General features: G+C 65.4%; 24 protein-coding genes. 7 read left to right on the top strand and 17 right to left on the bottom strand.

Annotation, left to right across the window (positions count from 1 at the left end; all coding sequences use genetic code 11):
* Position 1: 1 nt before the first annotated feature.
* Positions 2-1,432 (bottom strand): MdtA/MuxA family multidrug efflux RND transporter periplasmic adaptor subunit, encoded by a 1,431-nt coding sequence (locus RN01_RS09040; protein WP_038315844.1) that lies wholly within the window; start codon positions 1,430-1,432, stop codon positions 2-4.
* Positions 1,433-1,715: 283 nt separating this feature from the next.
* Here RN01_RS09040 and RN01_RS09035 point away from each other — a divergent pair, with 283 nt between their 5' ends.
* Positions 1,716-2,450 (top strand): response regulator, encoded by a 735-nt coding sequence (locus RN01_RS09035; protein WP_008645039.1) that lies wholly within the window; start codon positions 1,716-1,718, stop codon positions 2,448-2,450.
* Positions 2,447-3,730 (top strand): ATP-binding protein, encoded by a 1,284-nt coding sequence (locus RN01_RS09030; RefSeq protein ID WP_017512875.1) that lies wholly within the window; start codon positions 2,447-2,449, stop codon positions 3,728-3,730. The genes RN01_RS09035 and RN01_RS09030 overlap by 4 nt, the downstream gene beginning before the upstream one ends.
* A 77-nt stretch (positions 3,731-3,807) precedes the next feature.
* On the opposite strand, the gene plsY is transcribed toward RN01_RS09030, so the two are convergent.
* The 6 genes from plsY to RN01_RS09000 form a co-directional block, all read right to left on the bottom strand.
* Positions 3,808-4,416 (bottom strand): glycerol-3-phosphate 1-O-acyltransferase PlsY, encoded by a 609-nt coding sequence (plsY, locus tag RN01_RS09025; RefSeq protein ID WP_008645034.1) that lies wholly within the window; start codon positions 4,414-4,416, stop codon positions 3,808-3,810.
* Positions 4,417-4,514: 98 nt separating this feature from the next.
* On the bottom strand, positions 4,515-5,006 hold the full coding sequence (gene ybaK / locus RN01_RS09020; protein WP_017512874.1) for a Cys-tRNA(Pro) deacylase: 492 nt from the start codon (positions 5,004-5,006) through the stop codon (positions 4,515-4,517).
* A gap of 22 nt (positions 5,007-5,028) precedes the next feature.
* Entirely contained in the window at positions 5,029-5,937 is a 909-nt protein-coding gene (xerD, locus tag RN01_RS09015) for a site-specific tyrosine recombinase XerD (protein WP_011515383.1), read from the bottom strand.
* On the bottom strand, positions 5,934-6,413 hold the full coding sequence (locus RN01_RS09010; RefSeq protein WP_017512873.1) for a methylated-DNA--[protein]-cysteine S-methyltransferase: 480 nt from the start codon (positions 6,411-6,413) through the stop codon (positions 5,934-5,936). Before RN01_RS09010 ends, xerD begins: the two co-directional genes overlap by 4 nt.
* A 186-nt stretch (positions 6,414-6,599) precedes the next feature.
* On the bottom strand, positions 6,600-7,580 hold the full coding sequence (locus tag RN01_RS09005) for a tripartite tricarboxylate transporter substrate binding protein BugE (RefSeq protein ID WP_008645024.1): 981 nt from the start codon (positions 7,578-7,580) through the stop codon (positions 6,600-6,602).
* A gap of 103 nt (positions 7,581-7,683) precedes the next feature.
* The gene (locus RN01_RS09000) at positions 7,684-8,301 is read right to left on the bottom strand and encodes a chalcone isomerase family protein (protein ID WP_024569037.1); all 618 of its coding nucleotides are present in this window, start codon (positions 8,299-8,301) and stop codon (positions 7,684-7,686) included.
* A gap of 160 nt (positions 8,302-8,461) precedes the next feature.
* On the opposite strand from RN01_RS09000, the gene RN01_RS08995 reads away from it, so the two are divergent.
* Positions 8,462-9,355, top strand: coding sequence for an AEC family transporter (locus tag RN01_RS08995; protein ID WP_017513175.1), 894 nt, complete (start codon positions 8,462-8,464; stop codon positions 9,353-9,355).
* Between the two features lie 20 nt (positions 9,356-9,375).
* Here the strand turns inward: RN01_RS08995 and queG are convergent, their stop codons facing one another.
* The gene (queG, locus tag RN01_RS08990; RefSeq protein ID WP_024569036.1) at positions 9,376-10,560 is read right to left on the bottom strand and encodes a tRNA epoxyqueuosine(34) reductase QueG; all 1,185 of its coding nucleotides are present in this window, start codon (positions 10,558-10,560) and stop codon (positions 9,376-9,378) included.
* A 16-nt stretch (positions 10,561-10,576) separates the two neighbouring features.
* Between queG and tsaE the strand changes: the two genes are divergently transcribed.
* The gene (gene tsaE, locus RN01_RS08985) at positions 10,577-11,110 is read left to right on the top strand and encodes a tRNA (adenosine(37)-N6)-threonylcarbamoyltransferase complex ATPase subunit type 1 TsaE (protein WP_017513177.1); all 534 of its coding nucleotides are present in this window, start codon (positions 10,577-10,579) and stop codon (positions 11,108-11,110) included.
* Positions 11,104-12,597 carry an N-acetylmuramoyl-L-alanine amidase gene (locus RN01_RS08980; RefSeq protein ID WP_011515388.1) on the top strand — a complete coding sequence of 498 codons (1,494 nt, stop codon included), beginning with the start codon at positions 11,104-11,106 and terminating at the stop codon, positions 12,595-12,597. The genes tsaE and RN01_RS08980 overlap by 7 nt, the downstream gene beginning before the upstream one ends.
* Before the next feature lie 107 nt (positions 12,598-12,704).
* Here the strand turns inward: RN01_RS08980 and RN01_RS08975 are convergent, their stop codons facing one another.
* On the bottom strand, positions 12,705-13,727 hold the full coding sequence (locus RN01_RS08975) for a bile acid:sodium symporter family protein (protein WP_008645010.1): 1,023 nt from the start codon (positions 13,725-13,727) through the stop codon (positions 12,705-12,707).
* Positions 13,728-13,824: 97 nt separating this feature from the next.
* Between RN01_RS08975 and RN01_RS08970 the strand changes: the two genes are divergently transcribed.
* Complete coding sequence (locus RN01_RS08970; protein ID WP_017513178.1) at positions 13,825-14,730, top strand: LysR family transcriptional regulator; 906 nt, start codon at positions 13,825-13,827, stop codon at positions 14,728-14,730.
* A gap of 36 nt (positions 14,731-14,766) precedes the next feature.
* Here RN01_RS08970 and RN01_RS08965 read toward each other — a convergent pair whose 3' ends face one another.
* Positions 14,767-15,537 (bottom strand): class I SAM-dependent methyltransferase, encoded by a 771-nt coding sequence (locus tag RN01_RS08965; RefSeq protein ID WP_017513179.1) that lies wholly within the window; start codon positions 15,535-15,537, stop codon positions 14,767-14,769.
* A gap of 124 nt (positions 15,538-15,661) precedes the next feature.
* On the opposite strand from RN01_RS08965, the gene RN01_RS08960 reads away from it, so the two are divergent.
* The gene (locus RN01_RS08960) at positions 15,662-16,456 is read left to right on the top strand and encodes a helix-turn-helix transcriptional regulator (protein WP_024569035.1); all 795 of its coding nucleotides are present in this window, start codon (positions 15,662-15,664) and stop codon (positions 16,454-16,456) included.
* Positions 16,457-16,504: 48 nt separating this feature from the next.
* Here the strand turns inward: RN01_RS08960 and RN01_RS08955 are convergent, their stop codons facing one another.
* The 7 genes from RN01_RS08955 to RN01_RS08925 all read right to left on the bottom strand — a co-directional run bounded on the left by RN01_RS08955 (position 16,505) and on the right by RN01_RS08925 (position 21,743).
* Positions 16,505-17,263 (bottom strand): 3-hydroxyacyl-CoA dehydrogenase, encoded by a 759-nt coding sequence (locus RN01_RS08955; protein ID WP_011515393.1) that lies wholly within the window; start codon positions 17,261-17,263, stop codon positions 16,505-16,507.
* A gap of 143 nt (positions 17,264-17,406) precedes the next feature.
* Complete coding sequence (adk, locus tag RN01_RS08950) at positions 17,407-18,072, bottom strand: adenylate kinase (RefSeq protein ID WP_017512872.1); 666 nt, start codon at positions 18,070-18,072, stop codon at positions 17,407-17,409.
* 334 nt (positions 18,073-18,406) lie between these two features.
* Positions 18,407-19,216 (bottom strand): 3-deoxy-manno-octulosonate cytidylyltransferase, encoded by an 810-nt coding sequence (gene kdsB, locus RN01_RS08945; protein ID WP_038315837.1) that lies wholly within the window; start codon positions 19,214-19,216, stop codon positions 18,407-18,409.
* 17 nt (positions 19,217-19,233) lie between these two features.
* Positions 19,234-19,443 (bottom strand): Trm112 family protein, encoded by a 210-nt coding sequence (locus RN01_RS08940; protein ID WP_008644998.1) that lies wholly within the window; start codon positions 19,441-19,443, stop codon positions 19,234-19,236.
* Positions 19,424-20,542: a tetraacyldisaccharide 4'-kinase gene (lpxK, locus tag RN01_RS08935; RefSeq protein WP_017512870.1), complete on the bottom strand. Its 1,119-nt coding sequence runs from the start codon at positions 20,540-20,542 to the stop codon at positions 19,424-19,426. The genes RN01_RS08940 and lpxK overlap by 20 nt, the downstream gene beginning before the upstream one ends.
* 131 nt (positions 20,543-20,673) lie before the next feature.
* The gene (locus tag RN01_RS08930; RefSeq protein WP_017512869.1) at positions 20,674-21,105 is read right to left on the bottom strand and encodes a biopolymer transporter ExbD; all 432 of its coding nucleotides are present in this window, start codon (positions 21,103-21,105) and stop codon (positions 20,674-20,676) included.
* Between the two features lie 17 nt (positions 21,106-21,122).
* On the bottom strand, positions 21,123-21,743 hold the full coding sequence (locus tag RN01_RS08925) for a MotA/TolQ/ExbB proton channel family protein (protein WP_008644986.1): 621 nt from the start codon (positions 21,741-21,743) through the stop codon (positions 21,123-21,125).
* Positions 21,744-22,206: the final 463 nt, after the last annotated feature.

Raw genomic sequence — 22,206 nt, 5'->3', positions numbered from 1 at the left:
CTTACGGCTGTGCCTGCTGCGGGCTCGCGCCCGAGCCATGGGCGCCGCTGGCTGCCCGCGCGCCGCTGGCACCATGGGCGCCGCTCGCGCCGCCGCCGCGACGGCCGCGGGCGCGTGGCGAACTCGCCGGCGTGAGCGCCGCGGCACGTGCCGCCGGGTCTACCGCTTCGACGGTCATGCCTTCCTTCAGGCGGTCCGCGCCATCCACAACCACGCGCTGCCCGGGCTCCAGGCCCTTGAGCACGGCGCTGTGGCTGCCGTCGCCCGGCCCGAGCGTGACGACCTGCACCTTGACCGTGCTCTGGTCATCCACGACATACACGAACGTGCCCTGCTGGCCGCGCTGGATCGCCGCGATCGGGATCACGGTGGCGTCTTCCAGCGTGTCGATGCGTGTGCGCACGTTGACGAACTGGTTCGGGAACAACATGCCGTCCGTGTTCGCGAAGATTGCCTTGAGCTTGACGGTGCCCGTGGTGGTGTCGATCTGGTTGTCCGTGGTCAGCAGCGTGCCTTCACCGAGCTGGTTGCGCATCTGGCGGTCCCAGGCTTGCACCGCCAGCTTCTCGCCGGCGTTGAGCTTCTTCAGCACCGAGGGCAGGTTGTCTTCGGGGATCGTGTACAGCACCGCGATCGGCTGGATCTGGGTGATCAGGGCGATGCCGTTGGTGTCGCTCGGATTGACGATATTGCCCGGGTCGACCTGACGCAGGCCAATGCGGCCCGACGTCGGCGCGACGATGCGCGTGTAGCCAAGCTGGATGCGCGCGTTGTCGACGTTACCCTGATCGGTCTTGACCGTCCCCTCGTACTGGCGCACCAGCGCGTCCTGCGTATCTACCTGCTGGCTCGAGATCGAGTCCTGCGCCAGCAGCGTCTTGTAGCGTTTCTGGTCCAGGCGGGCGTTCTGGAGCAATGCCTGGTCGCGCGCGAGTTGGCCGACAGCCTGGTCGAGCGTGGCCTGGAACGGGCGCGGGTCGATTTCGGCCAGCACGTCGCCGGCCTTGACCATCTGGCCTTCCTTGAACAGCACTTTGAGCAGCGGGCCGGAGACCTGCGCGCGCACTGTGACGTTGGCCACCGGCGTCACGTTGCCCAGGCCGTTCAGCACCACGTCCATGTTGCGGCGCGTCACGCGGTTGACCACCACTGGCGAGCGCTGCTGCGCGCCCGGGCCGCCAGGGCCACCGGCGCCGCTAGCGCCTCCGGGGCCCCGCTTGCCCGCGCCCATCCCGGCGGCGCCACTGGCCGCGCCGGCACTCGTGGCGCCGGCTTGCTGCGCGGCCTTGCGATGGCCGTGCCAGTACCAGCCGGCACCGGCCAGCACGACGATGACTGCGCCGGCAATCCATGTGCGGCGACGCGACCGGGTATTACCGCCCGGTGTGGGCGGATTGGGAGGAGTGGGTTGACCTTGTTCTGGGTTGGACATGACCGGAATCCTGGGAGCGGCACGACGAAAAAGTGGGGCGTGCCAACGGTATTCGCACAAGCATTGTGACGGCGAAGTTGCAGCAGTATGCCGCATCGCACGGGCAGGGTGCCTCGCCGTCAGGGGGATGGCCTGAAGCATAATGTGCGGCTCCCATCCCACCTGTTTCGCCGCGCCCTGCTTTTATTACAGCGGATTACCAGCGACGTGGGTGTAACCTCCGGAAACAAAACGGTCCGGGACATTTGCAAAGCCGCATGTCCGGCCTGACTATCATGTGCCTATGCGTACAAACCAGCCCACCCAGATTCTCGTCGTCGATGACGATCCCGAACTGCGCGACCTGCTGCGCGAGTACCTGACATCCCAGGGATTCGCGGTTTCCGTGCTCCATGATGGCGACGGCCTGCAGGCGCGACTCGAGCGCGAGCGCCCGGCGCTGATCGTGCTCGACCTGATGATGCCGAAGGTCGATGGCCTGACCGCCCTGCGCAATCTGCGCGCCAAGAACGACGATATCCCCGTGATCCTGCTGACCGCGCGCAGCGACGAGATCGACCGCATCGTCGGGCTGGAGATCGGCGCGGACGACTACCTCGGCAAGCCGTTCTCGCCACGCGAGTTGCTGGCGCGGATCAATGCCGTGCTGCGCCGCAAGCTGGCCCGCCCGGCCGCCGCACCCGAGGATCGGGAATCCGTGGTGTTCGGCCCGTTCCGGGTGAACTTCCGCCAGCGCTCGCTCGAACGCAGCGGCCAGTCCGTTTCCATCAGCGACACCGAATTCGCGCTGCTCAAGCTGCTGCTGTCGCATCCGCTTGAAGTGCTCTCTCGCGAGCGCATCGTCGAACTGATGTACGGCACCGCCAACGGCATCAGCGACCGGGGCATCGACGTGCAGATCTGGCGCCTGCGCCGCCTGCTCGACGAGGACGCCCAGCGCCCGCGCTATATCCAGACCGTACGTGGCCGCGGCTACACCTTTGTGCCCGACGAGGCCGAGGACAGCATTCCGCAATGAAGCTTCGCATCGATACCCTGTTTGGCCGCATCGCGCTGCTGATCGCGGCCGTGTTGGTGATCAGCCACTTTTCGTGGCTGGCCATCCTACGCATGGACCGGCGCCAGCAGCAGATCGACTATTCGGTCGAGCAGATGATCTTCCAGCTCGACAGTATCCAGCGGGCGCTCGATGCGACGCCGCCGTTGCCCCTGCCGAGCCTGGTGGAAGTGGCGGATGCCTCTACCGCCGACGAGCACGCCTCCGTTCCGCAGGCCGGCCGGGCGCGCCGGCTGGTGGAGCAGTTCACGCGGCGCCTGCCGCCGGGTACCGAGGTGCGGCTCGAGGACGAACTGTCCACGCCGCGACTGTGGATCAAGCTTCCCAAGCGCAATAGATGGATCGCCATGCCGATCCTGTTCGTGCACAACCCGCCGCCGGACAATCGATTGTTGCCGGGCGTGGTGCTGGTGGTAGGGATAGCGATCATCTTCGCATTGCTGATCGCGTGGCAGATCCAGCGCCCTGTGCGGGACATGGCCGAGGCAGCGGAGAAGCTGTCGCGCCAGCAACTGGTGTCGCCGCTGCGCGAGCGCGGACCGCATGAACTGCGGCAACTGATCGAGCGTTTCAATCGCATGGTCGCAGACCTCGTGCGCATCGATCAGGAACGCAACACAATGCTGGCCGGCATCGCGCACGACCTGAAGACCCCGCTCGCGCGCCTGCGGTTGCGTGCGGAGATGCTGTCGGATCCGAAGGCCGCTGCCGGCGTGACGCGCGATGTGGAGTCGATGTCGGCGATCGTCGAGCAGTTCCTGACCTTCGCGCAAAGCAGCGAGCCTACCGCGCGGCCCGTGCCGGTGGAAAAGCGTATCGGCGAACTGGCGGCGTCCTTGCAGGAACAGGACAGGAAGGTGGTGCTGGAACTGAACGCGGGCGATGGCTTCCGCATGATCGCCACTCAGCTCGACCGGATCATCGGCAATCTTGTCGACAACGCCTACGCCTACGGTGAGCCGCCGGTGTGCGTGGCCACGAGCCGCACGCAGGAAGGCTGGAAGCTGATCGTCGAGGATGAGGGGCCGGGGATTCCGGATGACGCGATCGAACGCGTGACGATGCCGTTCGTGCGGCTCGATCCGGCACGTGGCGGCAATGCGCATTCGGGATTGGGCCTGGCGATCGTCGATCGCCTGGTGCGGCAGGCAGGCGGACGCCTGTCCATTGCCAACCGCGAGGAAGGCGGCCTGCGCGTGGAAATGGTGTTTCCGTTCGCAGCCATGGCGCAGGCGGCTTGATGCGGTAACTTTGCCGAAGGTTTTTCCCCCTCTTCCGTGAATGGGAGAGGGGCGCACACAGCTTGTGCTTCAGACGTTCAAACCTTCTTCTTCTCCCCGATCCGGCTTTCCTTGCCCGCCAGCAGCTTTGCGATATTGGCACGGTGGCGCGCGATCAGCAGCACGCTGATCACCAGGATCGCGCCGGCCATGATGTCCACCCCATTCATCAGTACATAGAAGAACGGCGCGAAGATCGCCGAGATCAGCGCGGCCAGCGACGAATAGCGGAAGAAGAACGCGATGATCAGCCACGTGGCCAGCGTGCCGGCGCCGAGGATCGGATCGATCGCGAACAGGATGCCGGCGGCCGTGGCCACGCCCTTGCCGCCCGCGAAGCGATGGTAGAGCGGGAACAGGTGGCCGAGGAACACGGCCAGCGCCACCAGCGCGATGCCGGTCTCGTCCACGCCGTATGCCGGGCCGAAGTGCTTGGCCAGCAGCACCGCCGCCAGGCCTTTCAGCGCGTCGCCAATCAGCGTGAAAATGGCCGCCTTCTTGTTGCCGGTGCGCAGCACGTTCGTGGCGCCGGGGTTGCCGGAGCCATAGCTGTGCGGATCGGGTAGGCCCATGACTTTGCTGACCACGACGGCGAATGACACCGATCCGATCAGGTAAGCGATGACGGCAAATAGCAGGTTGATCATTTCTGTGGGAATAAGGCTAGGAATTTCAGGCTGGCGCGATTGTAGCGCGGCGCCGGGTCATCCAACTCCGTGACTTTCCCCTATACGCGGACGCGGCGTTAGTCCGGCAGCGCGCATTCCACCGGCTTGGCGTCAACCAGCGCCTCCAGTACCGCCGGCGCGACGCTGACCAGGTATCCACGGCGGCCGCCATTGATGTAGATCTTGTCCAGCGTCAATATCGACGCCTCGACATAGACCGGCATTTTCTTCTTCGTGCCGAAGGGCGACGTGCCGCCAACCATATAGCCGCTGTGGCGCTGCGCCACTTCTGGCTTGCATGGCTGCACGCTCTTGGCGCCGATCTGCCGTGCGAGATTCTTGGTCGAGACTGAGCAATCGCCATGCATCAGCACGATCAGCGGCTTGGCCGCTTCGTCTTCCATTACCAGTGTCTTGACCACGTCGTGCTCGGGCACGCCGAGCTGACGTGACGATTCGCCCGTGCCGCCATGGTCGACGTAGTCATAGGTGTGCTCGCCGAACGTGACGCCGTGCTTGCGCAGCATTTGCGTGGCGGGGGTTTCGGAGACGTGCTTGCTCTTGCTCATATCGCGTGGTCGGTCGCGCGGGTCAGCCGCGCGGATGGTGATGCAGGTGCAGTTCGCGCAGGCGCTCGCGCGCGACGTGCGTGTAGATCTGCGTGGTGGAGATATCGGCGTGCCCCAGCAGCAGCTGCACCACGCGCAGATCAGCGCCGTGATTGAGCAGGTGCGTGGCAAAGGCGTGCCGGAGCGTATGCGGGGAGAGCGGGGCGTGAATGCCCGCGTCACGCGCGTGTTTCTTGATCAGGTGCCAGAACGTCTGGCGCGTCATGCCCTCGCCGCGCTGCGTGACGAAGAGTTCGTCGCACGCGCGGCCCGCCAGCAACGTGGGGCGTGCATCGGACAGGTAGCGATGCAGCCAGTCGCCGGCCTGCGCGCCGAATGGCACCAGCCGCTCCTTGTTGCCCTTGCCACCAACCACGCGCGCCACGCCTTCATTCAGGCCGACTTCGATGGTCTTCATGTTCGTGAGCTCGGACACGCGCAGCCCGCTCGCATACATCAGTTCGAGCATGGTGCGGTCCCGCAGGCCCAGCGGCGTTTCGATATCGGGGGCTTCCAGCAGCGCCACCACCTGTGCCTCGGACAGCGTCTTCGGGAACCGGGGCGGCTGCTTGGCGGGGCGCAGCAGCAGGCAGGGGTCCGCCTCGATCATGTGCTCGCGCAGGGCCCACTGATAGAAGCGGCGGAACACAGTCAGGCGGCGATTGGCCGAGGAAGCGCGCGTCTCCAGGTGACGCGCAGCGAAGTATCCGGATAGCGCGGTGTCGTCGACGCCCAGCAGCGCCGTGGTGCCGGACTCGTGCAGCCAGCGCGCCAGCATGGCCAGGTCGCGCCGGTAGGCGTCGATCGTGTTGCGTGCCAGGCCATCTTCGAGCCACAACGCATCGCAGAACCGGTCGACCAGCGACAGGTCGCCATCGAGTGCCGCCGTCATAGCAGCATCGCGCCTTCATGGCGCAGCAGCCAGCGCTTCACGCCCAGATGGAATCCTTCCTCGCCATGATGCGCGAAGCCGCCGAGTCCGTTGGCCGCCACCACGCGATGGCACGGCACCACGATCGGAAACCAGTTCTGTCCGCAGGCCTGGCCCACCGCGCGCGGCATGCTCTGCAGCGATTTCGCGATGGTGCCGTAGGTCGTCAGGCCGCCACGCGGCACCGCGCTGATGGCCGCCCAGACTTTGCGCTGGAAGTCCGTGCCACGCCGTGCCAGCGGCAGGTCGAACACGGTGTCTGCATTGGCGTAGTAGGCGTCGAGCTGTTCCGCCACGCGCTTTGTCAACGCGCTGGTTGGCGGGACTTCGGCATAGCTGTCGGGCAGATAGACGATTTCGTGAACCTGCGTGCCATCGACACGTACGCCGACCTTGCCAAATGGCGCGGGCAGGACGGCATCGAAGTGATGTTGCATGGTGGATGGCGGGATAACGTGGCGATGAGCGATTTTATGCTGATTCCAGATGCATATCGAATGCAATGGGACTACCCGCCCGCTCGGCGGGGGGCGGACAGGGGAAGAACGCTGGCGCCGCGTCTGTCAGGCGCAACAAAAAAGGACCTCCGTGGAGGTCCTTTCTCGCTACCTGCGGATACCCGCTTATTGCTCGAGCTTGATGTTCTGAACCTTCACCAGGTTCTTCATCTTGTCGAATTCCTTCTTGATTTCGGCGGCGTGCTGCGCCGGCGTATTGCCCGACGGTTCGGCGCCAGCCGCCTGCAGGCGCTGGACGAAGGCCTTGTCCTGCAGCGCCTTCACCACCGCGGCGTTGAGCTTGTTGATGACGTCGTCAGGCGTGCCGGCCGGGGCAACCAGACCGTACCAGGCCGGGTCGTTCGGCTCCTTCAGGCCCATTTCGCCGAAGGTGGGCACGTCCGGCAGCCCCTCGACGCGCTTGTTCCAGGCCACCACGATCGGGCGCAGCTTGCCGGCCTTGATGTACGGCATCGACGACGGCAGGTTGTCCACCATGATCGGCACCTGGCCAGCCAGTACGTCGTTCAGAGCGGGGCCCGCGCCACGGTACGGAATGTGCACCATGAACGTCTTGGTCGAGACCTTGAACTGCTCGCCGAGCATGTGGCCGAAGCCGCAGGTGCCCGACGACGCGTACGAGTACTTGCCCGGGTTGGCCTTCAGCACCGCCAGGAACTCCTTGTAATCCTTGGCCGGGAAGTTCGGGTTCACGGCGATCACATTGGCCACGTTGGCCACGTTGGCGATGGGCTTGAAGTCCTTGATCGGGTCGTAGGAGAGCTTCGGGTTGCACGCCGGGTTCACCGCCATCGTCGACACGGTGGAGATGCCGATCGTGTAGCCGTCCGGTGCTGCCTTGGCGATCGAGTCGGCACCAATCGAGCCACCCCCGCCCGCGCGGTTTTCCACCACGACCGTCTGGCCCAGGATGCGGCTCATCTGATCCGCCACGCCACGGCCGACGATGTCGGTGGTGCCGCCCGGCGCGAACGGAATGATCAGGCGGATCGGCTTGGTCGGATAGTTGCTCTGCGCGTGAGCCACCGACGCCACGGAGGCAGCCGCCGCGACGGCAGCGATCAATGCGGTTTTGCGAGCTTGCATGAGGAAAGGATCTCCCGTACGTGAAAGCCGGGCGGATCACACCCGGGGTTGGAATCGCCGGCGTGCCTTGCGCGGATTTGCGCGGCACGGCGGCGTGCGTGGGTCAGCCGCCCAGCAGGCCGCGCTTGAGGTTGCGGTCTACCGGGTGGTCGCCCAAGAAAATGCGCAGTACGGCCTGGTAGAAGTCTTCGCCGGCAATGGCCTGGCCGCGAGGGATGCCGTTCAGCGCCACCACGGTGCCGCCTTCGGGCGTGAAGTCGAAATTGATGATGTCGCCACGATGCGCGGCGCCCATCTCGGTCATGGTCTGCTGGAGCTGCGCCAGGCGATCGGCCAGCATCTTCATCTGCAGCTCGGAATGGTTCTCGCGCAAGCCTTCGTTGAGCGCCTTGATGAACGATTCCGCTTCCACTTCCCGCAGCACGCGCAGTTGCAGCCGCTTGGGCCCGCGCGTGGCCAGCGCCACCGTTGCATTGCGCGCGCGTTCGGGCAGGTACAGGCCCGCTACATAGCCCTTGATCACGAATACCGAGCGCAAGCCGGCGCCGTTGAGCGCCAGTTCCTTGCCGCCGAGCCGCGTCGCGTCGTCGAAGCGAACCCCCTCGATGACCATCGCCGATGCAGGTGGCGTCAGCGTCCAAAGCGCCAGCGTCGCGCACAGCGTGGCGACGAAACGGCGGGGAAGGGCGGTCGTACGGGAGGGAGACTTCAGGGACTTCATGGTGCGACGGGCGGCGGGTAAACCGCGGGCGAGACGAAATACAGCGTGCCATGCTGCCGGAATTCTGAAAAAATACCCATCCGTATCTGCCCTAGGCTGCACATTTCATGATGCAAGGCAAACGAGCAGATGTGATGAAAACGACAAAACAAACGAGACAATGTCTTCCGCACTCCTGCTGGTCCCGGATTTCAGCCTGATTTTGATTGGCTGGCTGCTGGTTCGATACACCCCATTCGACCGCGGTTTCTGGGCCGGAGTGGAGCGTCTGGTCTACTTCGTCCTGTTCCCGGCGCTGCTGCTGCAATCGACGAACAGCGCCAAATTCGACTTCTCGTCGACGTCCGCCATGCTCGGCCTGGCCCTGCTCACGATGGTCTTCGGCATGGCCACCGGGTATCTGGTCAAGTGGGTGTTGCGGCCGGCCCCGGCGGATTTCGCCTCGGGCTTGCAGACAGCCTTCCGTTTCAATTCCTACATTGGCCTGGCCTTGGCCGCGCGGCTTGGCAATGGCGAGGGCCTGGCGCTGATGGCGCTGGTCGTCGGGGTGACGGTGCCGCTGTGCAACGTCGTGGCGGTGTGGGCGCTGGCGAAGCATGGCGAGGCGCGCGTGCTGCGCGAACTGGTCCGGAATCCGCTGATCCTGGCCACGGCCACCGGGCTGGCCACGAACCTGCTGGGGCTGCATCCGCCCGAAGTGGTGGCGATGACGCTGAACCGGCTCGGTTCGGCCTCCACCGCGCTCGGGCTGATGACCGTCGGCGCCGGGCTGCAGATGAGCGGGGCCACCGGCACGGCTGGCCCAATGGCGTGGTGGAGCGGCGTGAAGCTGCTGGCCATGCCCTGTTTCGCGTGGCTGGTGGGCAAGTATCTGCCGCTGACCCCGTTGCAGTACCAGATCGTGGTGGTCTACGCGTCGCTGCCCACGGCATCGAGTTCGTACATCCTGGCCGTGCGCATGGGCGGCAATGGCCCGATGGTGGCGGCGACGATTTCCGCGATGACTGTCGTGGCGATCGTGACCACGCCGGTGTGGCTGTCGCTGGTGAGCTAGCGGCCTAGCCGCCGAGCCGCCTAGCCGCGCTCAGGGGCCCGGTCCTGCGCGAGCGCCCATTCGATATGCTCGCGCACCAGTGGCGTGGCCGCATCGAGCCGTGCGCGGAGTGATGCGCGGATGCGGTCGGCCAGCGCCGGATCGTTCACTGCCGCGGCGCGCAGGCTGTTGCCGAGGCCTACGGCCAGGTTGCGCAGCCAGCGTTCATGACCGATCCGCCGGATCGGGCTGCCTTCGAGCCGCTGGTTGAATTCTGCTTCGCTCCAACCGAATAGTGTTGCCATGTCGGGCGCGTCGAAGCCATTGCGCACGTCGAAGTCCGGCAACGTGGCGCGATGTGCGAACTTGTTCCACGGGCATGTCAGTTGGCAATCGTCGCAACCGTAGACGCGATTGCCCATCGGCGCGCGCAGGTCTTCGGGGATCGCGCCCTTGTGTTCGATCGTCAGATAGGAAATGCAACGCCGCGCATCCACCAGATAGGGCTCCACGATGGCCTGGGTCGGGCAGATGTCGATGCAGCGGCGGCAGTTGCCACAGTGCGGGGCCTCGGCCGAATCGGCGGGCAACGGGATATCGACGAGGATCTCGCCGAGAAAGAACATCGAACCACCATCGCGGTCGAGCAGCAGCGTGTGCTTGCCGCGCCAGCCCAGGCCACCCTGGCTGGCTAGCGCCACTTCCATGACCGGGGCCGAATCGGTGAAGACGCGGTAGCCAAACGCGCCGATCGCGGTCTCGATACGGGCCGCCAGCTGCTGCAGCCGGTTGCGGAGTACCTTGTGATAGTCGCGGCCACGCGCGTAAAGCGAGATCACGGCGGTCGAGGGGTCGTCGAGGCGGGCGAGTTCGTGCCGGCGCCAGCCGTCGTCACGCTGCATGGGCAGATAGGGCATGCGCGCGACGATGGCGCGCACGGTGCCGGGCACCAGTTCGGCCGGGCGGGCGCGCTTTGTGCCGTGGTTGGCCATATAATCCATGTCGCCGTGGTAGCCCGCCTGCAACCACGCCAACAGGCCCGCTTCGGCGTGCCGAAGATCGACATCGGCGATGCGGATCGCATCGAATCCGAGCTCACCCCCCCAGGCACGAATTTGTGCCACCAGCGACGCCAGAGAGTCCCTGGCAGCTTGCGGGGACAACGTGGACGGCACCGGAACGGGGTCTTTCGCGGGGGAGGAGGCGGGAACTGCTCGGTCGATCATTCCTGAATTGTACGCAATGCCCCTGCTCGAAGAACGCATTCTGCCGCTACCGGACGAAGCCGCCACCGAACGGTTTGGCGCGGCGCTGGCCACCGCCGCGCGCGCGATGCCGCCGCGCACGATCCATCTGCAGTTGTCCGGAGACCTTGGCGCGGGCAAGACCACGCTGACGCGTGCCGTGCTGCGCGCGCTCGGACACGCCGGCAAGGTGCGTAGTCCCACCTACACGCTGTGCGAACCTTATGAAGTGCTGCGTGCCGATGGATCGCCGCTGACGGTCTACCACTTCGATCTCTATCGCTTCGCCGACCCCGAGGAGTGGATCGACGCAGGATTTCGCGACTGTTTTGCCGAACCGGCGCTCAATCTCGTGGAGTGGCCGGAAAAGGCGGGACGCCTGCTGGGGGAACCTGACCTCCATGTGTTGCTCCAATCGGACAATCGTGTCTCACATTGGGCCGATAACGGGGCCGATGCGGGCGCGGATCGCCGCATGGCAACGCTGCGCGCCTATACTCCCACTGGACTTACCCTGCTGAACGCATGCTGATCAAGCGACTCGCAACCGACCGACCCGATGGACCCGACGGACTGCTGAAGGCCCGCCGCAAATGGATGGCGCAGGCGCTGAAAGTCAGTGCCGGTACGGTCGTATTGACCATCGCCGGGCCGCAGATCGCCTTTGGCGCCGGCATTGTCGCGGTGCGCGTGTGGCCGGCCGAGGATTACACGCGGGTGACCATTGAGTCCGACGAGCGCCTGGTGGCCGTGCACCAGATGATCCGCAACCCGGACCGCCTCGTGGTCGACATCGACGGGCTCGACCTGTCGCCGACGCTGCGCGAACTCGTGGCGAAGATCACGCCGAACGATCCCTATATTCAGTCCGTGCGCGTGGGACAGAACCGCCCGCGCGTGGTGCGGATGGTGTTCGACCTCAAGGAAGACGTCTCGCCGCAGGTGTTCACGCTTGCGCCGATCAGCGACTACCGCAATCGTCTCGTATTCGACCTGTATCCGGTCAATCCGCCCGACCCGCTCTGGAAGCTCGTGCGTGATACCGAGGACAAGCAGCGGCGATTCGCCGCCGCGCCGCCGCCTGCCGGTACCGATGGTGTGTCCGGCGCGCCCGCTGGCGCGGAAGAGGACGCAATCGGCGCGATCGTGCGCAAGTTCGAGGATCGGGACCAGCTTCCGTCGCCGACTACCGCTCCGCCTCCTGCGTTGGCCGGCGTGAAGCCCAGGCCCCCCCTGCCGTCCCCCGCACCCGTGGCGCCGCCGCCGACAGCGCGGACCAATCTGCCGCCACCGAGCGAATTCAAGATGCGCCGCCTGCTGACCGTGGCCATCGATCCCGGACATGGGGGTGAAGACCCGGGAGCGATCGGTGCCGCGGGATCGCGCGAGAAGGATGTGGTGCTGCAGATCGCCACGCGCCTGCGCGCGAAGATCGACGCGCAGCCCAATATGCGCGCGATGATGACGCGCGATTCGGACTTCTTCGTGCCGCTCAACGTGCGCGTGCAAAAGGCCCGCCGCGTGCAGGCGGATCTCTTCGTGTCGATTCACGCCGACGCTTTCCTGTCGCCCGAGGCGCGTGGGGCATCGGTGTTTGCGTTGTCCGAACGCGGCGCGTCAAGCTCGGCCGCGCGCTGGCTGGCCAACAAGGAAAACAATGCCGATCTGATCGGCGGTGCCAATATGGGCAACAAGGATGCCCAGGTGGCGCGCGTGCTGCTGGACTTGTCCACAACGGCGCAGATCAACGACAGCATGCAGGTAGGCAGGTCCGTGCTGCAGGAGATCGGTGGGATCAACAAGCTGCACAAGGGCAGCGTGGAGCAGGCGGGATTCGCGGTGCTCAAGGCGCCGGATATTCCGTCGATCCTGATCGAGACCGCGTTCATCAGCAATCCCGAGGAAGAGCGCAAGCTCAACGACGACAGCCATCAGGAGCAACTGGCCAACGCCATCCTGCGAGGCATCAAGGCGTACTTCGCGCGCAATCCGCCGCTGTCGAAGAATCCATCGGTGTGATGGTCGACGGTGGCCAATGCGACAGCGGGCCACCCTTCACCATGCAAAAGAAAACGGCGCCTGGGGCGCCGTTTTCTTTTGATCGACAAGCCTGCCTCAGGCATGTCTCAGGCACGCACCGCCTCACGCGTTTCCACGTCATCGCGGTTTGCGTACCGCGCGGCGATGACCGAGCAGACAATCAGTTGGAGCTGGTGATAGACCATCAGCGGCAGCACCAGCAGGCCCAGGGCCGGATGACCGGCGAACAGGATCTTGGCCATCGGGATACCGTTGGCAAGGCTCTTCTTCGAGCCGCAGAACACGGCCGTGATTTCATCTTCCACCGAAAAGCCCAGGCGACGTGCCGTGAACGTGGTGGTGCCCAGAATCACGAATAGCAGGACGGCTGCGATACCCATCACTGCGCCGATGGTCTGCCAGTGGTACTGATGCCAGAGGCCGGCGGCGGTAGCGTCGCAGAACGACGAGTAGACGATCAGCACGATCACGCCACGGTCGATCTTGTTGGTGATCTGCTTCTTCTTGGCCAGCCAGTTGCCGATCAACGGACGCGCGGCCTGACCCAGCGCGAACGGCAGCAGCAGTTGCAGCGCCACGCCCATCAGCGCGCGACCCAGCGGCATCGACGCGCCGCTGGCGCTGATCACCAGACCCATCAGCAGCGGGGTCAGCGCCATGCCGATCAGGCCCGAGATCGTGGCGTTGAAGATGGCGCCGGGCACGTTGCCACGTGCCATCGATGTCATCGCCACCGACGACGACACCGTGGACGGCAGTGCGCACAGATAGAACACGCCCAGCAGCAACTCGGGCGGCAGCGTGTTGCGCAGCGACAGCATCAGCAGCACGCCGACGATCGGGAACACGATATACGTGAAAGACTGCACGAACACATGCAGACGCCAATGCTTGGCACCCGCCACGAGCTTGTCACGCGACAATGCGGCGCCGTGCAGGAAAAACACCAGGGCGACACCGAGATTGGTGACCACGCCAAGGCGCAGCGGGCCGTCACCGGTTCCGATTTCAGGGGCAATCAGCGCGATGCCGATGGCGGTCAGCATGATCAGCACGAACCCGTCGATCAGGTCGTAGATCTTTTTGAAGGGGGCGAGAATGGCGGACATTGATAGGGATAGTGCGTAAGGGTTTCTGCTTGGTATTGGACCCTCGTCCTGTCTAGAATGCAAATTCATTTATTTCATCCATTCATTTCAACGTTGCATGAATTACACACTGCGGCAGTTGCGGGTCTTTCTGGCGGTGGCGGGACATGGCAGTTTCAGCCGGGCAGCGGATGCCGTCGGGCTGACGCAGCCGGCGGTCAGTCGGGGTGTTGCCGAGCTTGAAGAGGCACTTGGCGTACGCCTGCTGGATCGCACGACGCGGGAAGTCGTGCTGACCGAGGCTGGAACGGCACTGGTACCGGCGCTGGAGCGGCTGCTGGGCCAACTTGACGACACCCTGGAAGAGACACGGCAGTCTGGGGAACGCTATCGTGGCCGGGTTGTGATAGCCAGTGCCCCGACGATCTCGGCGCGACTGATGCCAATGTATGTGGCGGCCTGCGCGAGCCAGTATCCCGATATCCGGTTGTTCGTGCGCGACAACGTCCAGGCGGACGGCCTCGAGCAGATCCGTGCCGGCGCGGTCGATTTCGGGGTGTTGATCGATCCGATGGCGCGTGAGGGGCTGACCATCGCGCCGCTCGCCACCGATCCGTTCTGTTTCGTATGCCGGCGCGACCATCCACTGGCCGCGGCGGATTCGGTGCCCTGGACCGCGTTGCACGGCGAGCGCCTGGTGCTGCTCGATTTTGCTTCCGGCAGCCGGCCGTTGATCGATCGGATCTTTGCCCGTCATGGCGCGGTGCCGCAGGTGGTGCAGGAACTCGGGCACTCCGCCAGCGTATTCGGCATGGTGGAGGCGGGGATCGGGGCGTCGGTCCTGCCGTCCTTCTCGTTGCCATTGCCCGAGGCGTCCCCGCTGGTCTCGAAGCCGCTGACGCCGCGCGAGGAACGCAGCATCGTCATGGTCCGTCGCGAGGACCGGTCGCTGTCACCGGCGGCGGCTGCGGTCTGGAACATGGTCCAGACTATGCCGATCCCGGCCGAAACCGCGATCGGCTGACTGCGATAGTCGAGGGGAGGACTGAGGGGAGGGCTGTTACGCGCGGGGAGAGGCGGTCACCATTGCCGCTTCCAGCGCAAAGCTGCCGTCGGGCTGCACGCGATAGCGATCACGAACTTCGGCTGGCGCCTTTTCCCACAGGTGGCGGATCGCGGCTGCCGCAACTTCTGGCGTGCGCATCCGCGCCACCCAGCTGCTGAATTCGATGTCGATGCGCCAGACCGGCGGCACCTCTACCTGGAATCCGGCTGCCTCGAACATTTGCGTCCACACGGTCGGCGTGTAGTCGCGGATGTGCGATGGGTCGCGCAGCAATTCCACGGATTGCAGCCATGTATCGCAAAGCGGGTCCTCGGCGCCGACGATGTCGATCAGCACTACCTTGCCGTTCGGCTTCAGCACGCGCCGGATTTCACGCAGCGCGGCGGGGACATCGCGCCAGTGGTGGGCGCTCATGCGCGAGACCACGGCGCAGAAGCTGGCGTCGTCGAACGGCAGTTGCTCGGCGGCACCCTGCTGCGTCTTGACGTTGCCCAGGCCGCGATCGCGTGCCGCGCCTGCCACGACGTCGAGCATTTCCGCCGACAGGTCGTAAGCCACCACTTCGTTGGCAACCGTTGCAGCAGCAAAGCTTGCGTGGCCTGCGCCGCAGCCCAGGTCGAGCACGCGGCTATGCGCCACGGGCTTCAGGTGAGCCAGCGCTTGCTTGAGTTGTTCGAGATCGGCGCCTTGAGCATGGACGGCACTGGTCAGGTAGGCATTGGCGGTGGCGCCGAACTGGGCGGCGACGAGTTCCTGTTGTTGCATGGGGTGCCTCGATTCTTGTCGGATTGGCGATGGGGATTGCCCGGGCCCGGGGGTTCACGTACTGTAGATGTGCTGTTTTCCCGGTACAAGTCACAGATTTATCCTGGTATAAGCACCACCAGCCATGTCCAACGAACTCACTCAAGTCAGTCGCGAAGCCGAACTCGGCGCATTTCTGCGCACCCACCGAGAGCGGCTGACGCCGGGCGACGTCGGCCTGCCGCCGGGCCGCAGGCGGCGCACACCGGGATTGCGGCGCGAGGAAGTCGCGCAGCTTTCGGGTTTGAGTGCCACATGGATCACGTGGCTGGAGCAGGGGAGACCGGTAGCGATGTCCGTGCGCGCGCTGGGCAGTCTGGCCGAGGCCCTGCGACTGTCTCGCGCCGAACGCGCCTATCTGTTCGCGCTGGCCGGCAAGCCCGAACCGCGCCAGGATGCCGAGCCCGCCGTGCCCGCCGCACTGCTTGCGAGCGTTCAGGCAATCTCGGGGCCTGCCTATCTGCTGGATCGCCAATGGACCGCCCGGGCATGGAATGGCGCGGCCGCCGACCTGTTCGTCGGCTGGCTCGATGCGGCATCCGGGGAGCGGAACCTGCTGCGAGCGATGTTCCTGCCGACGGCGTTGCAGGCGTTGGTGGAAGACTGGCCGCACCGCGCCGCACGGCTCGTGGCCGAGTTTCGCGTTCACAGCTTGCGTCATGCCGAAGATCCGCCGACACGCGCACTGATCGAGCGGCTCATGGAAGACAGCCCCGCGTTCGCGGCGGCCTGGCGTTCGCAGGACGTCGACGAGCGGCAAGGCGGCCGGCGCGGGTTTCATCACCCGACGCGCGGCCTGGTCTATTTCGAACAGCTCACGCTGGTACCCCCGGCTGCACCGGGGATGATGCTGGTGATGCTGTTGCCGGAATCACCCTGATTCGGCGCGATTTGCCGCGATTCGCCCTGCATCGCGCGACGCGCGGGCTTACTTCGGCTGCATGCGGATCGCGCCATCCAGGCGGATCACTTCGCCATTCAACATCGTATTGCCAATGATCGACTGGACCAGCTTGGCGTACTCTGCGGGGCGGCCCAGGCGCGGCGGGAACGGCACCATCTTGCCTAGCGCCTCCTGCACCTCCGGCGGCATCCCGAGCAGCATCGGTGTTTCGAACAACCCCGGGGCGATGGTCAGGCAGCGCACGCCGTCGCGGGAAAGATCGCGCGCGATGGCAAGCGTCATGCCTACCACGCCGCCCTTCGATGCCGCATACGCAGCCTGGCCGATCTGGCCATCGAACGCGGCCACCGAGGCCGTATTGATGATCACGCCGCGTTCGCCTTCGGCATCGGGAGTGTTCTGCACCATCTCCGCGGCGGCGAGGCGAATCATGTTGAAAGTGCCGATCAGGTTGACGCGGATGGTCTTCTCGAACGCATCGAGCGGATGCGGTCCGTTCTTGCCGACCGTCTTGGCGGCCACCGCGATACCCGCGCAGTTGACCAGCCCCGAGAGCCGGCCAAGCTTCCGCGCGGCATCCACGGCCGCCTGACCGTCGGCTTCCGACGCCACGTCGCATTTGACGAACTGCCCGCCGAGCTCCGTGGCCAGCGCCGTGCCCGCGGCTTCGTTGAGGTCGGCAATCACGACCTTGCCGCCCGCAGCCGCCAGCATGCGCGCCGTGCCCGCGCCGAGCCCCGATGCGCCGCCTGTGACGATGAATACGTTGCCCTGAATGTCCATGCGTCTGTCTCCTCGTTGTAGATGCCGTTTACGTTAACGTCAATTGGAGGCTATTGTACGAACCGCGCGAACCGATCGGCAAATAAAGAAGCGGCCCGGTTGCCCAGGGCCGCTTCTTTTTGATGCTGGAAGCGCTTCGCGACTTACTTCAACGCGTCGAACACGCTTGCCGTGATCTTGTCGACTTCGCCAAGACCCGCGATCTTGCGGTACTTCGGCGGCGATACCTTCGCCGAGGCATCGCCGTTGGCGGCCCAGCTCGAGTAGTAGTCGACCAGCGGACGGGTTTGCTGCGAGTACACGTCCAGGCGCTTGCGCACCGTCTCTTCCTTGTCGTCGTCGCGCTGGATCAGTGCTTCGCCCGTTTCGTCGTCGACCATGTCGGCCTTCGGCGGGTTGAACTTGACGTGGTAGGTCCGGCCCGACGCCACGTGGACGCGGCGGCCGCTCATGCGCTCGATGATGGCGTCGAACGGCACGTCGATTTCCAGCACGTAGTCGATCGCCACGCCGGCTTCCTTCATTGCCTCGGCCTGCGGAATCGTGCGCGGGAAACCGTCGAACAGGTAGCCCTTTTCGCAATCAGGCTGCTTAAGACGGTCTTTCACCAGGCCGATAATGATGTCATCCGACACCAGTCCGCCCGCGTCCATCACCTTCTTGGCTTCGATGCCCAGCGGCGTGCCCGCCTTCACCGCGGCGCGCAGCATGTCGCCCGTGGAGATTTGCGGAATGCCGAACTTCTCGCAGATGAACTTGGCTTGCGTGCCTTTGCCGGCGCCAGGTGCGCCCAACAGGATCAAACGCATTTACGGGTCCTCAAGGTATTTGAATTCGGTCTGGCGGGAGGGATGGAAGGAGGGTACCGCCGCAACTTGACGCAGGACTTACGCGGTCAGGCCAGACTGTGCGAGTCGAGCCATGTGCCGGAGTCAGGTCATGCTCGACGCGCCGGGCGCGCAGCAGGTGCCAGCGGGCACGCGCGCATCCGGTCGGGCTCGATCTCTATCTCCCCACCGAGTCTTTGCGAGGTGCGGCGAACGCGCCTCACGGACTCTGTTTCGGCAAGCATTATGCCATGGGCCGTACGGATTCGGCCCCCGCCGACGTTGCAGCAGTGTGAACTTCAGCGGGCGAATGTTGTCACGGCCCTTCCTGAGCCATGCCTTGCGCCCATAGCGCGCGCACGCGTTCCAGGTCCGCCGGCGTGTCCACGCCCGGCGCCGGTGCAGCCGCCGTCACCATCACACCGATCCGCTCGCCATGCCACATGGCGCGCAGTTGCTCGAGCGCTTCGGTCTGTTCGAGCGGCGCGACCGCCAGCGTCGGGAAGCGGCGCAGGAAGCCCGCGCGATAGGCATAGATGCCGATGTGACGCAGCACCGGCATGGCCGGCAGCGGGACTTGCGCGGTGGCAGCGGGCTGGGCCGGCACGGCAGACCAGGCATCGCGTGCCCACGGAATCGGCGCGCGCGAGAAATAGAGCGCGCGGCCCGCATTGTCGCAGACCACTTTCACCACGTTCGGGTTGAATACTTCGGCCACGTCGTTTAGCGGGTGCGCTGCCGTGGCGATCGCGCAGTCAGGGTGAGCCGCCAGATGCAGCGCGACTTCGTCGATCAGCGTCGGCTCGATCAGCGGCTCGTCGCCCTGTACGTTGACGACGATTGCGTCATCGGCCAGCCCGAGCTGTGCCGCCACTTCCGACAGCCGGTCGGTGCCGGACTGATGGTCGGCACGCGTGAGCACGGCTTCGACACCATGCGCGGCGCAGGCCTGCGCGACCTCCTGGGAGTCTGTCGCCACCACGGTGCGCTGGGCCGACGACGCGTGGGCGCGTTCAGCCACGCGCACGATCATCGGATGGCCGCCAATATCGGCCAGCGGCTTGTTCGGCAGCCGCGTGGAGGCGAGGCGGGCGGGGATGACAACGGTAAAGGTCGGGATGCTCATCGTGCGACCTTTACCCATCAATTGCCGGCCGGCGCCGAGGGCTCCACCGGTACCACACGGCCCGGCACGGTCTGGCGCGCTTCGTCCGCCAGCATGACCGGAATGCCGTCACGGATCGGGTAGGCCAGCTTGTCGGCGTGGCAGATCAGTTCCTGGGCGGCGCGATCGTATTCCAGTTTGCCCTTGCACAGCGGGCAAACGAGGATTTCAAGCAGCCGGTTGTCCATCTTGGTGTTCCTTGTCGAGACCGTCGGCCATCCCGGTGGCGGTGGATTGCCCCACGGTGACGGGTGTGGCGATGGCCGGGTTGCGCGCCTGCACGACGCGGCGGATTTTGTCGATCAGGCCCGCGTCAATCACGGGCGTGGTGGGGACGACCCAGATTCGCGGGTCGTCGAAGCGCTCGCATTTTACGGCATCCTTCTCGGTGATCAGGATCACGTCGGCTTCGAGCGCGGCAGGATTGTCCGCGAACGGGTCCTGCACGAAATCGTAATGGTCCGGCAGCGGCATCGTGGCGGGGGAGAGCCCCGCCTGACGCAGGCTGGCGAAGAAGCGTTCCGGGTGGCCGATGCCGGCTGCCGCCAGCACCCGCTTGTCCGCGAACTTGGACACGTCGCGCGACATCGTCGGATCGTTGAGCTGCCAGGCCTCGTCGAGCTCCAGTCGCATGCCGTAGACGTCGGGTTTGTCGGGTGTGGCGCGGAAATTCGGATCGTTGATCAGCGTGGCGTCGCGTGGCCGGGTCAGCGGTTCGCGTAGCGGGCCGGCCGGCAGCATCATGCCGTTGCCGCCCATGCGCGTGTCGAACATCACGATCTCGAAGTCCCGCTGGAGCTTGTAGTGCTGCAGGCCATCATCGAGCAGTAGTACGTTGACGCCGGGATGCGAGACGAGCATGGCCTGCGCGCACAGGGCGCGGTCCGGGAAGACCCACACCGGGACGTCCGCGGCGCGTGCGATCAGCAGCGGCTCGTCGCCGACGTCGGCGGCCTTCGAGGTCGGCTTGACGCGGCGCGGGTGGTTCAGCTTCACGCCGTAGCCACGCGAAACCACGCCCGGGCGCAGGCCGGCTTCCGCCAGCGCATGCGCCAGCGCGATCACGGCCGGGGTCTTGCCGGTGCCGCCCACGGTCACGTTGCCAACCACGATGACCGGCATCGGCAGACGGGTCGACTTGAACCATCCCTGTTGATAGCCGTACCGGCGAATGCGCGCGATCAGGCCGAACAGCAGCGACAGCGGCCACATGAGCCAGGCAAACCAGCTACGGCGCTGCCACTGGTCGGTGACGAAGTCGGCGAGGGTGTGTTGGGGAGCGGCCATGAAGATCGGGGACGGGAGCGGGCGGCGCCACCGCTAGGGTGGCGCCGGGCGAATGCAGACATTATGGGCATTGCCCGACGCTTGTCGCAAGCCTGCCGTTCGCCGCGCCGGGACTGCGGGCGTCCAGCGTCTTATCGCTGCTGACTGCTCTGGGTGGCGAACGTCAGCCGCGACAGACCCGCAAGGCGCGCGGCCTCCATCACATTGATCACGGCCTGGTGCGTGGCCTGGGCATCGGCGTTGACGATGACCACCGGCGGTTGCCCGTTGCTGGCCGGACCGGCTGCGCTACGCAACTGGTCGGCGAGGCTGGTGACATCCTTCTGCTCCAGCACCTGCTTGTTGACGGAATAGACCCCGCGCGCCGAAACGGACACGACGATCTCGGTCGGGCGCTGCTGCGCCCGCTCGGCATCGGCCGTCGGCAACTGGATCTGAAGTTCGGTGAAGCGCGAATACGTGGTCGTGATCATCAGGAAGATGAGGATCACGAGCAACACGTCGATGAGCGGGATCAGGTTGATCTCCGGCTCCTCGCGTCGCTGACGGGAACGGAAATGCATGGCGCGCTCCCGCGGCGTTACACCCGCCGCTGGGGCAGGATGGCGTCGAGGAACGAGGTCGCGCGGAATTCCAGCTCGGCCACGTAGTCGTCCACGCGGCGGCGGAAATAGCGCCAGAAAATCAGCGCCGGGATGGCGACGATCAGGCCGAACGCGGTGTTGTAGAGCGCCACCGAGATCCCGTGCGCGAGCTGCTCCGGATTGGCACCGGTGCCGCCCTGGTTGCCGAAGATCTCGATCATGCCGATGACTGTGCCGAGCAGGCCCATCAGCGGGGCCACCGAGGCGATCGTGCCCAATGCGTTCAGGTAGCGCTCGAGTTCGTGCGCGACCACGCGGCCGGCTTCCTCGACCACGTCCTTGGCGGCGTCGCGCGACGTCTGCGGTTGCAGCACCACGTGGCGCAGGCCGGCGGCCAGCACGCGGCCAAGCGGCGAGTTCTGCTCAAGGGTGTTCACAACCTCGGGCGTCGCCCTGCGCTGCTGGGCGGCGGAGAGCGCCTCCTCGTACAGCTTGGGCGGCAGGATCTTGCTGCGCTTCAGGGAAATGAACCGCTCGACGATCAGCGCCAGTGCGATGACCGACGCGAGCAGCAACGGCCAGATCGGCCAGCCGGCCGCTTGAATGATGGAAAACACGTGGACCCCCGAATTCTACAAACGAACGACAGACCCGAAATCAGAACGATTGATGCGTGGCAGCCTTTGATGCGCCGGGACGCGCCCCGCGCAGCGGCAATGCTCGAAAAATTGCAGGCGCCACTCTACCCCGCGACTTGGCGCGGGGCAAGCCGCGCAAGTACGTGGTGTCTGCCGTGCGCATCGCCGCACGTCGGCGACTTTCCACATTTGTGCGGGACAGGACTGTGGACCGATTGTGGAAAGCAAGCGGAAAAGCACGCTAACCCATTGATCGCAAAGGAAGGCGTGTGGTCTGCCTGTTTTTTGGGCAGGCTTCGGTGAAACGGTTGCCAGCACCTGTTCCGACCGCTTCCGACCGCTTTGGATGGGCGTGGCGACGACTTTCCACACAGACGCGGGACAGGATTGTGGATCGGTTGTGGAAAGTTATCGGAAAAGCGTGCTAAGTCCTTGATCGACA

The organism is Cupriavidus sp. SHE (assembly GCF_000812445.1).
Classification (GTDB): domain Bacteria; phylum Pseudomonadota; class Gammaproteobacteria; order Burkholderiales; family Burkholderiaceae; genus Cupriavidus; species Cupriavidus metallidurans.
Note: the sequence above shows the minus strand (reverse complement) of the source record. Positions and strands in the feature narration are given on the sequence as shown.

Coding starts and splice junctions, on each gene's coding strand:
- RN01_RS09040 (WP_038315844.1), bottom strand. CDS start 1,432: ATGTCCAACCCAGAACAAGGTCAACCCACTCCTCCCAATCCGCCCACA.
- RN01_RS09035 (WP_008645039.1), top strand. CDS start 1,716: ATGCGTACAAACCAGCCCACCCAGATTCTCGTCGTCGATGACGATCCC.
- RN01_RS09030 (WP_017512875.1), top strand. CDS start 2,447: ATGAAGCTTCGCATCGATACCCTGTTTGGCCGCATCGCGCTGCTGATC.
- plsY (WP_008645034.1), bottom strand. CDS start 4,416: ATGATCAACCTGCTATTTGCCGTCATCGCTTACCTGATCGGATCGGTG.
- ybaK (WP_017512874.1), bottom strand. CDS start 5,006: ATGAGCAAGAGCAAGCACGTCTCCGAAACCCCCGCCACGCAAATGCTG.
- xerD (WP_011515383.1), bottom strand. CDS start 5,937: ATGACGGCGGCACTCGATGGCGACCTGTCGCTGGTCGACCGGTTCTGC.
- RN01_RS09010 (WP_017512873.1), bottom strand. CDS start 6,413: ATGCAACATCACTTCGATGCCGTCCTGCCCGCGCCATTTGGCAAGGTC.
- RN01_RS09005 (WP_008645024.1), bottom strand. CDS start 7,580: ATGCAAGCTCGCAAAACCGCATTGATCGCTGCCGTCGCGGCGGCTGCC.
- RN01_RS09000 (WP_024569037.1), bottom strand. CDS start 8,301: ATGAAGTCCCTGAAGTCTCCCTCCCGTACGACCGCCCTTCCCCGCCGT.
- RN01_RS08995 (WP_017513175.1), top strand. CDS start 8,462: ATGTCTTCCGCACTCCTGCTGGTCCCGGATTTCAGCCTGATTTTGATT.
- queG (WP_024569036.1), bottom strand. CDS start 10,560: ATGATCGACCGAGCAGTTCCCGCCTCCTCCCCCGCGAAAGACCCCGTT.
- tsaE (WP_017513177.1), top strand. CDS start 10,577: ATGCCCCTGCTCGAAGAACGCATTCTGCCGCTACCGGACGAAGCCGCC.
- RN01_RS08980 (WP_011515388.1), top strand. CDS start 11,104: ATGCTGATCAAGCGACTCGCAACCGACCGACCCGATGGACCCGACGGA.
- RN01_RS08975 (WP_008645010.1), bottom strand. CDS start 13,727: ATGTCCGCCATTCTCGCCCCCTTCAAAAAGATCTACGACCTGATCGAC.
- RN01_RS08970 (WP_017513178.1), top strand. CDS start 13,825: ATGAATTACACACTGCGGCAGTTGCGGGTCTTTCTGGCGGTGGCGGGA.
- RN01_RS08965 (WP_017513179.1), bottom strand. CDS start 15,537: ATGCAACAACAGGAACTCGTCGCCGCCCAGTTCGGCGCCACCGCCAAT.
- RN01_RS08960 (WP_024569035.1), top strand. CDS start 15,662: ATGTCCAACGAACTCACTCAAGTCAGTCGCGAAGCCGAACTCGGCGCA.
- RN01_RS08955 (WP_011515393.1), bottom strand. CDS start 17,263: ATGGACATTCAGGGCAACGTATTCATCGTCACAGGCGGCGCATCGGGG.
- adk (WP_017512872.1), bottom strand. CDS start 18,072: ATGCGTTTGATCCTGTTGGGCGCACCTGGCGCCGGCAAAGGCACGCAA.
- kdsB (WP_038315837.1), bottom strand. CDS start 19,216: ATGAGCATCCCGACCTTTACCGTTGTCATCCCCGCCCGCCTCGCCTCC.
- RN01_RS08940 (WP_008644998.1), bottom strand. CDS start 19,443: ATGGACAACCGGCTGCTTGAAATCCTCGTTTGCCCGCTGTGCAAGGGC.
- lpxK (WP_017512870.1), bottom strand. CDS start 20,542: ATGGCCGCTCCCCAACACACCCTCGCCGACTTCGTCACCGACCAGTGG.
- RN01_RS08930 (WP_017512869.1), bottom strand. CDS start 21,105: ATGCATTTCCGTTCCCGTCAGCGACGCGAGGAGCCGGAGATCAACCTG.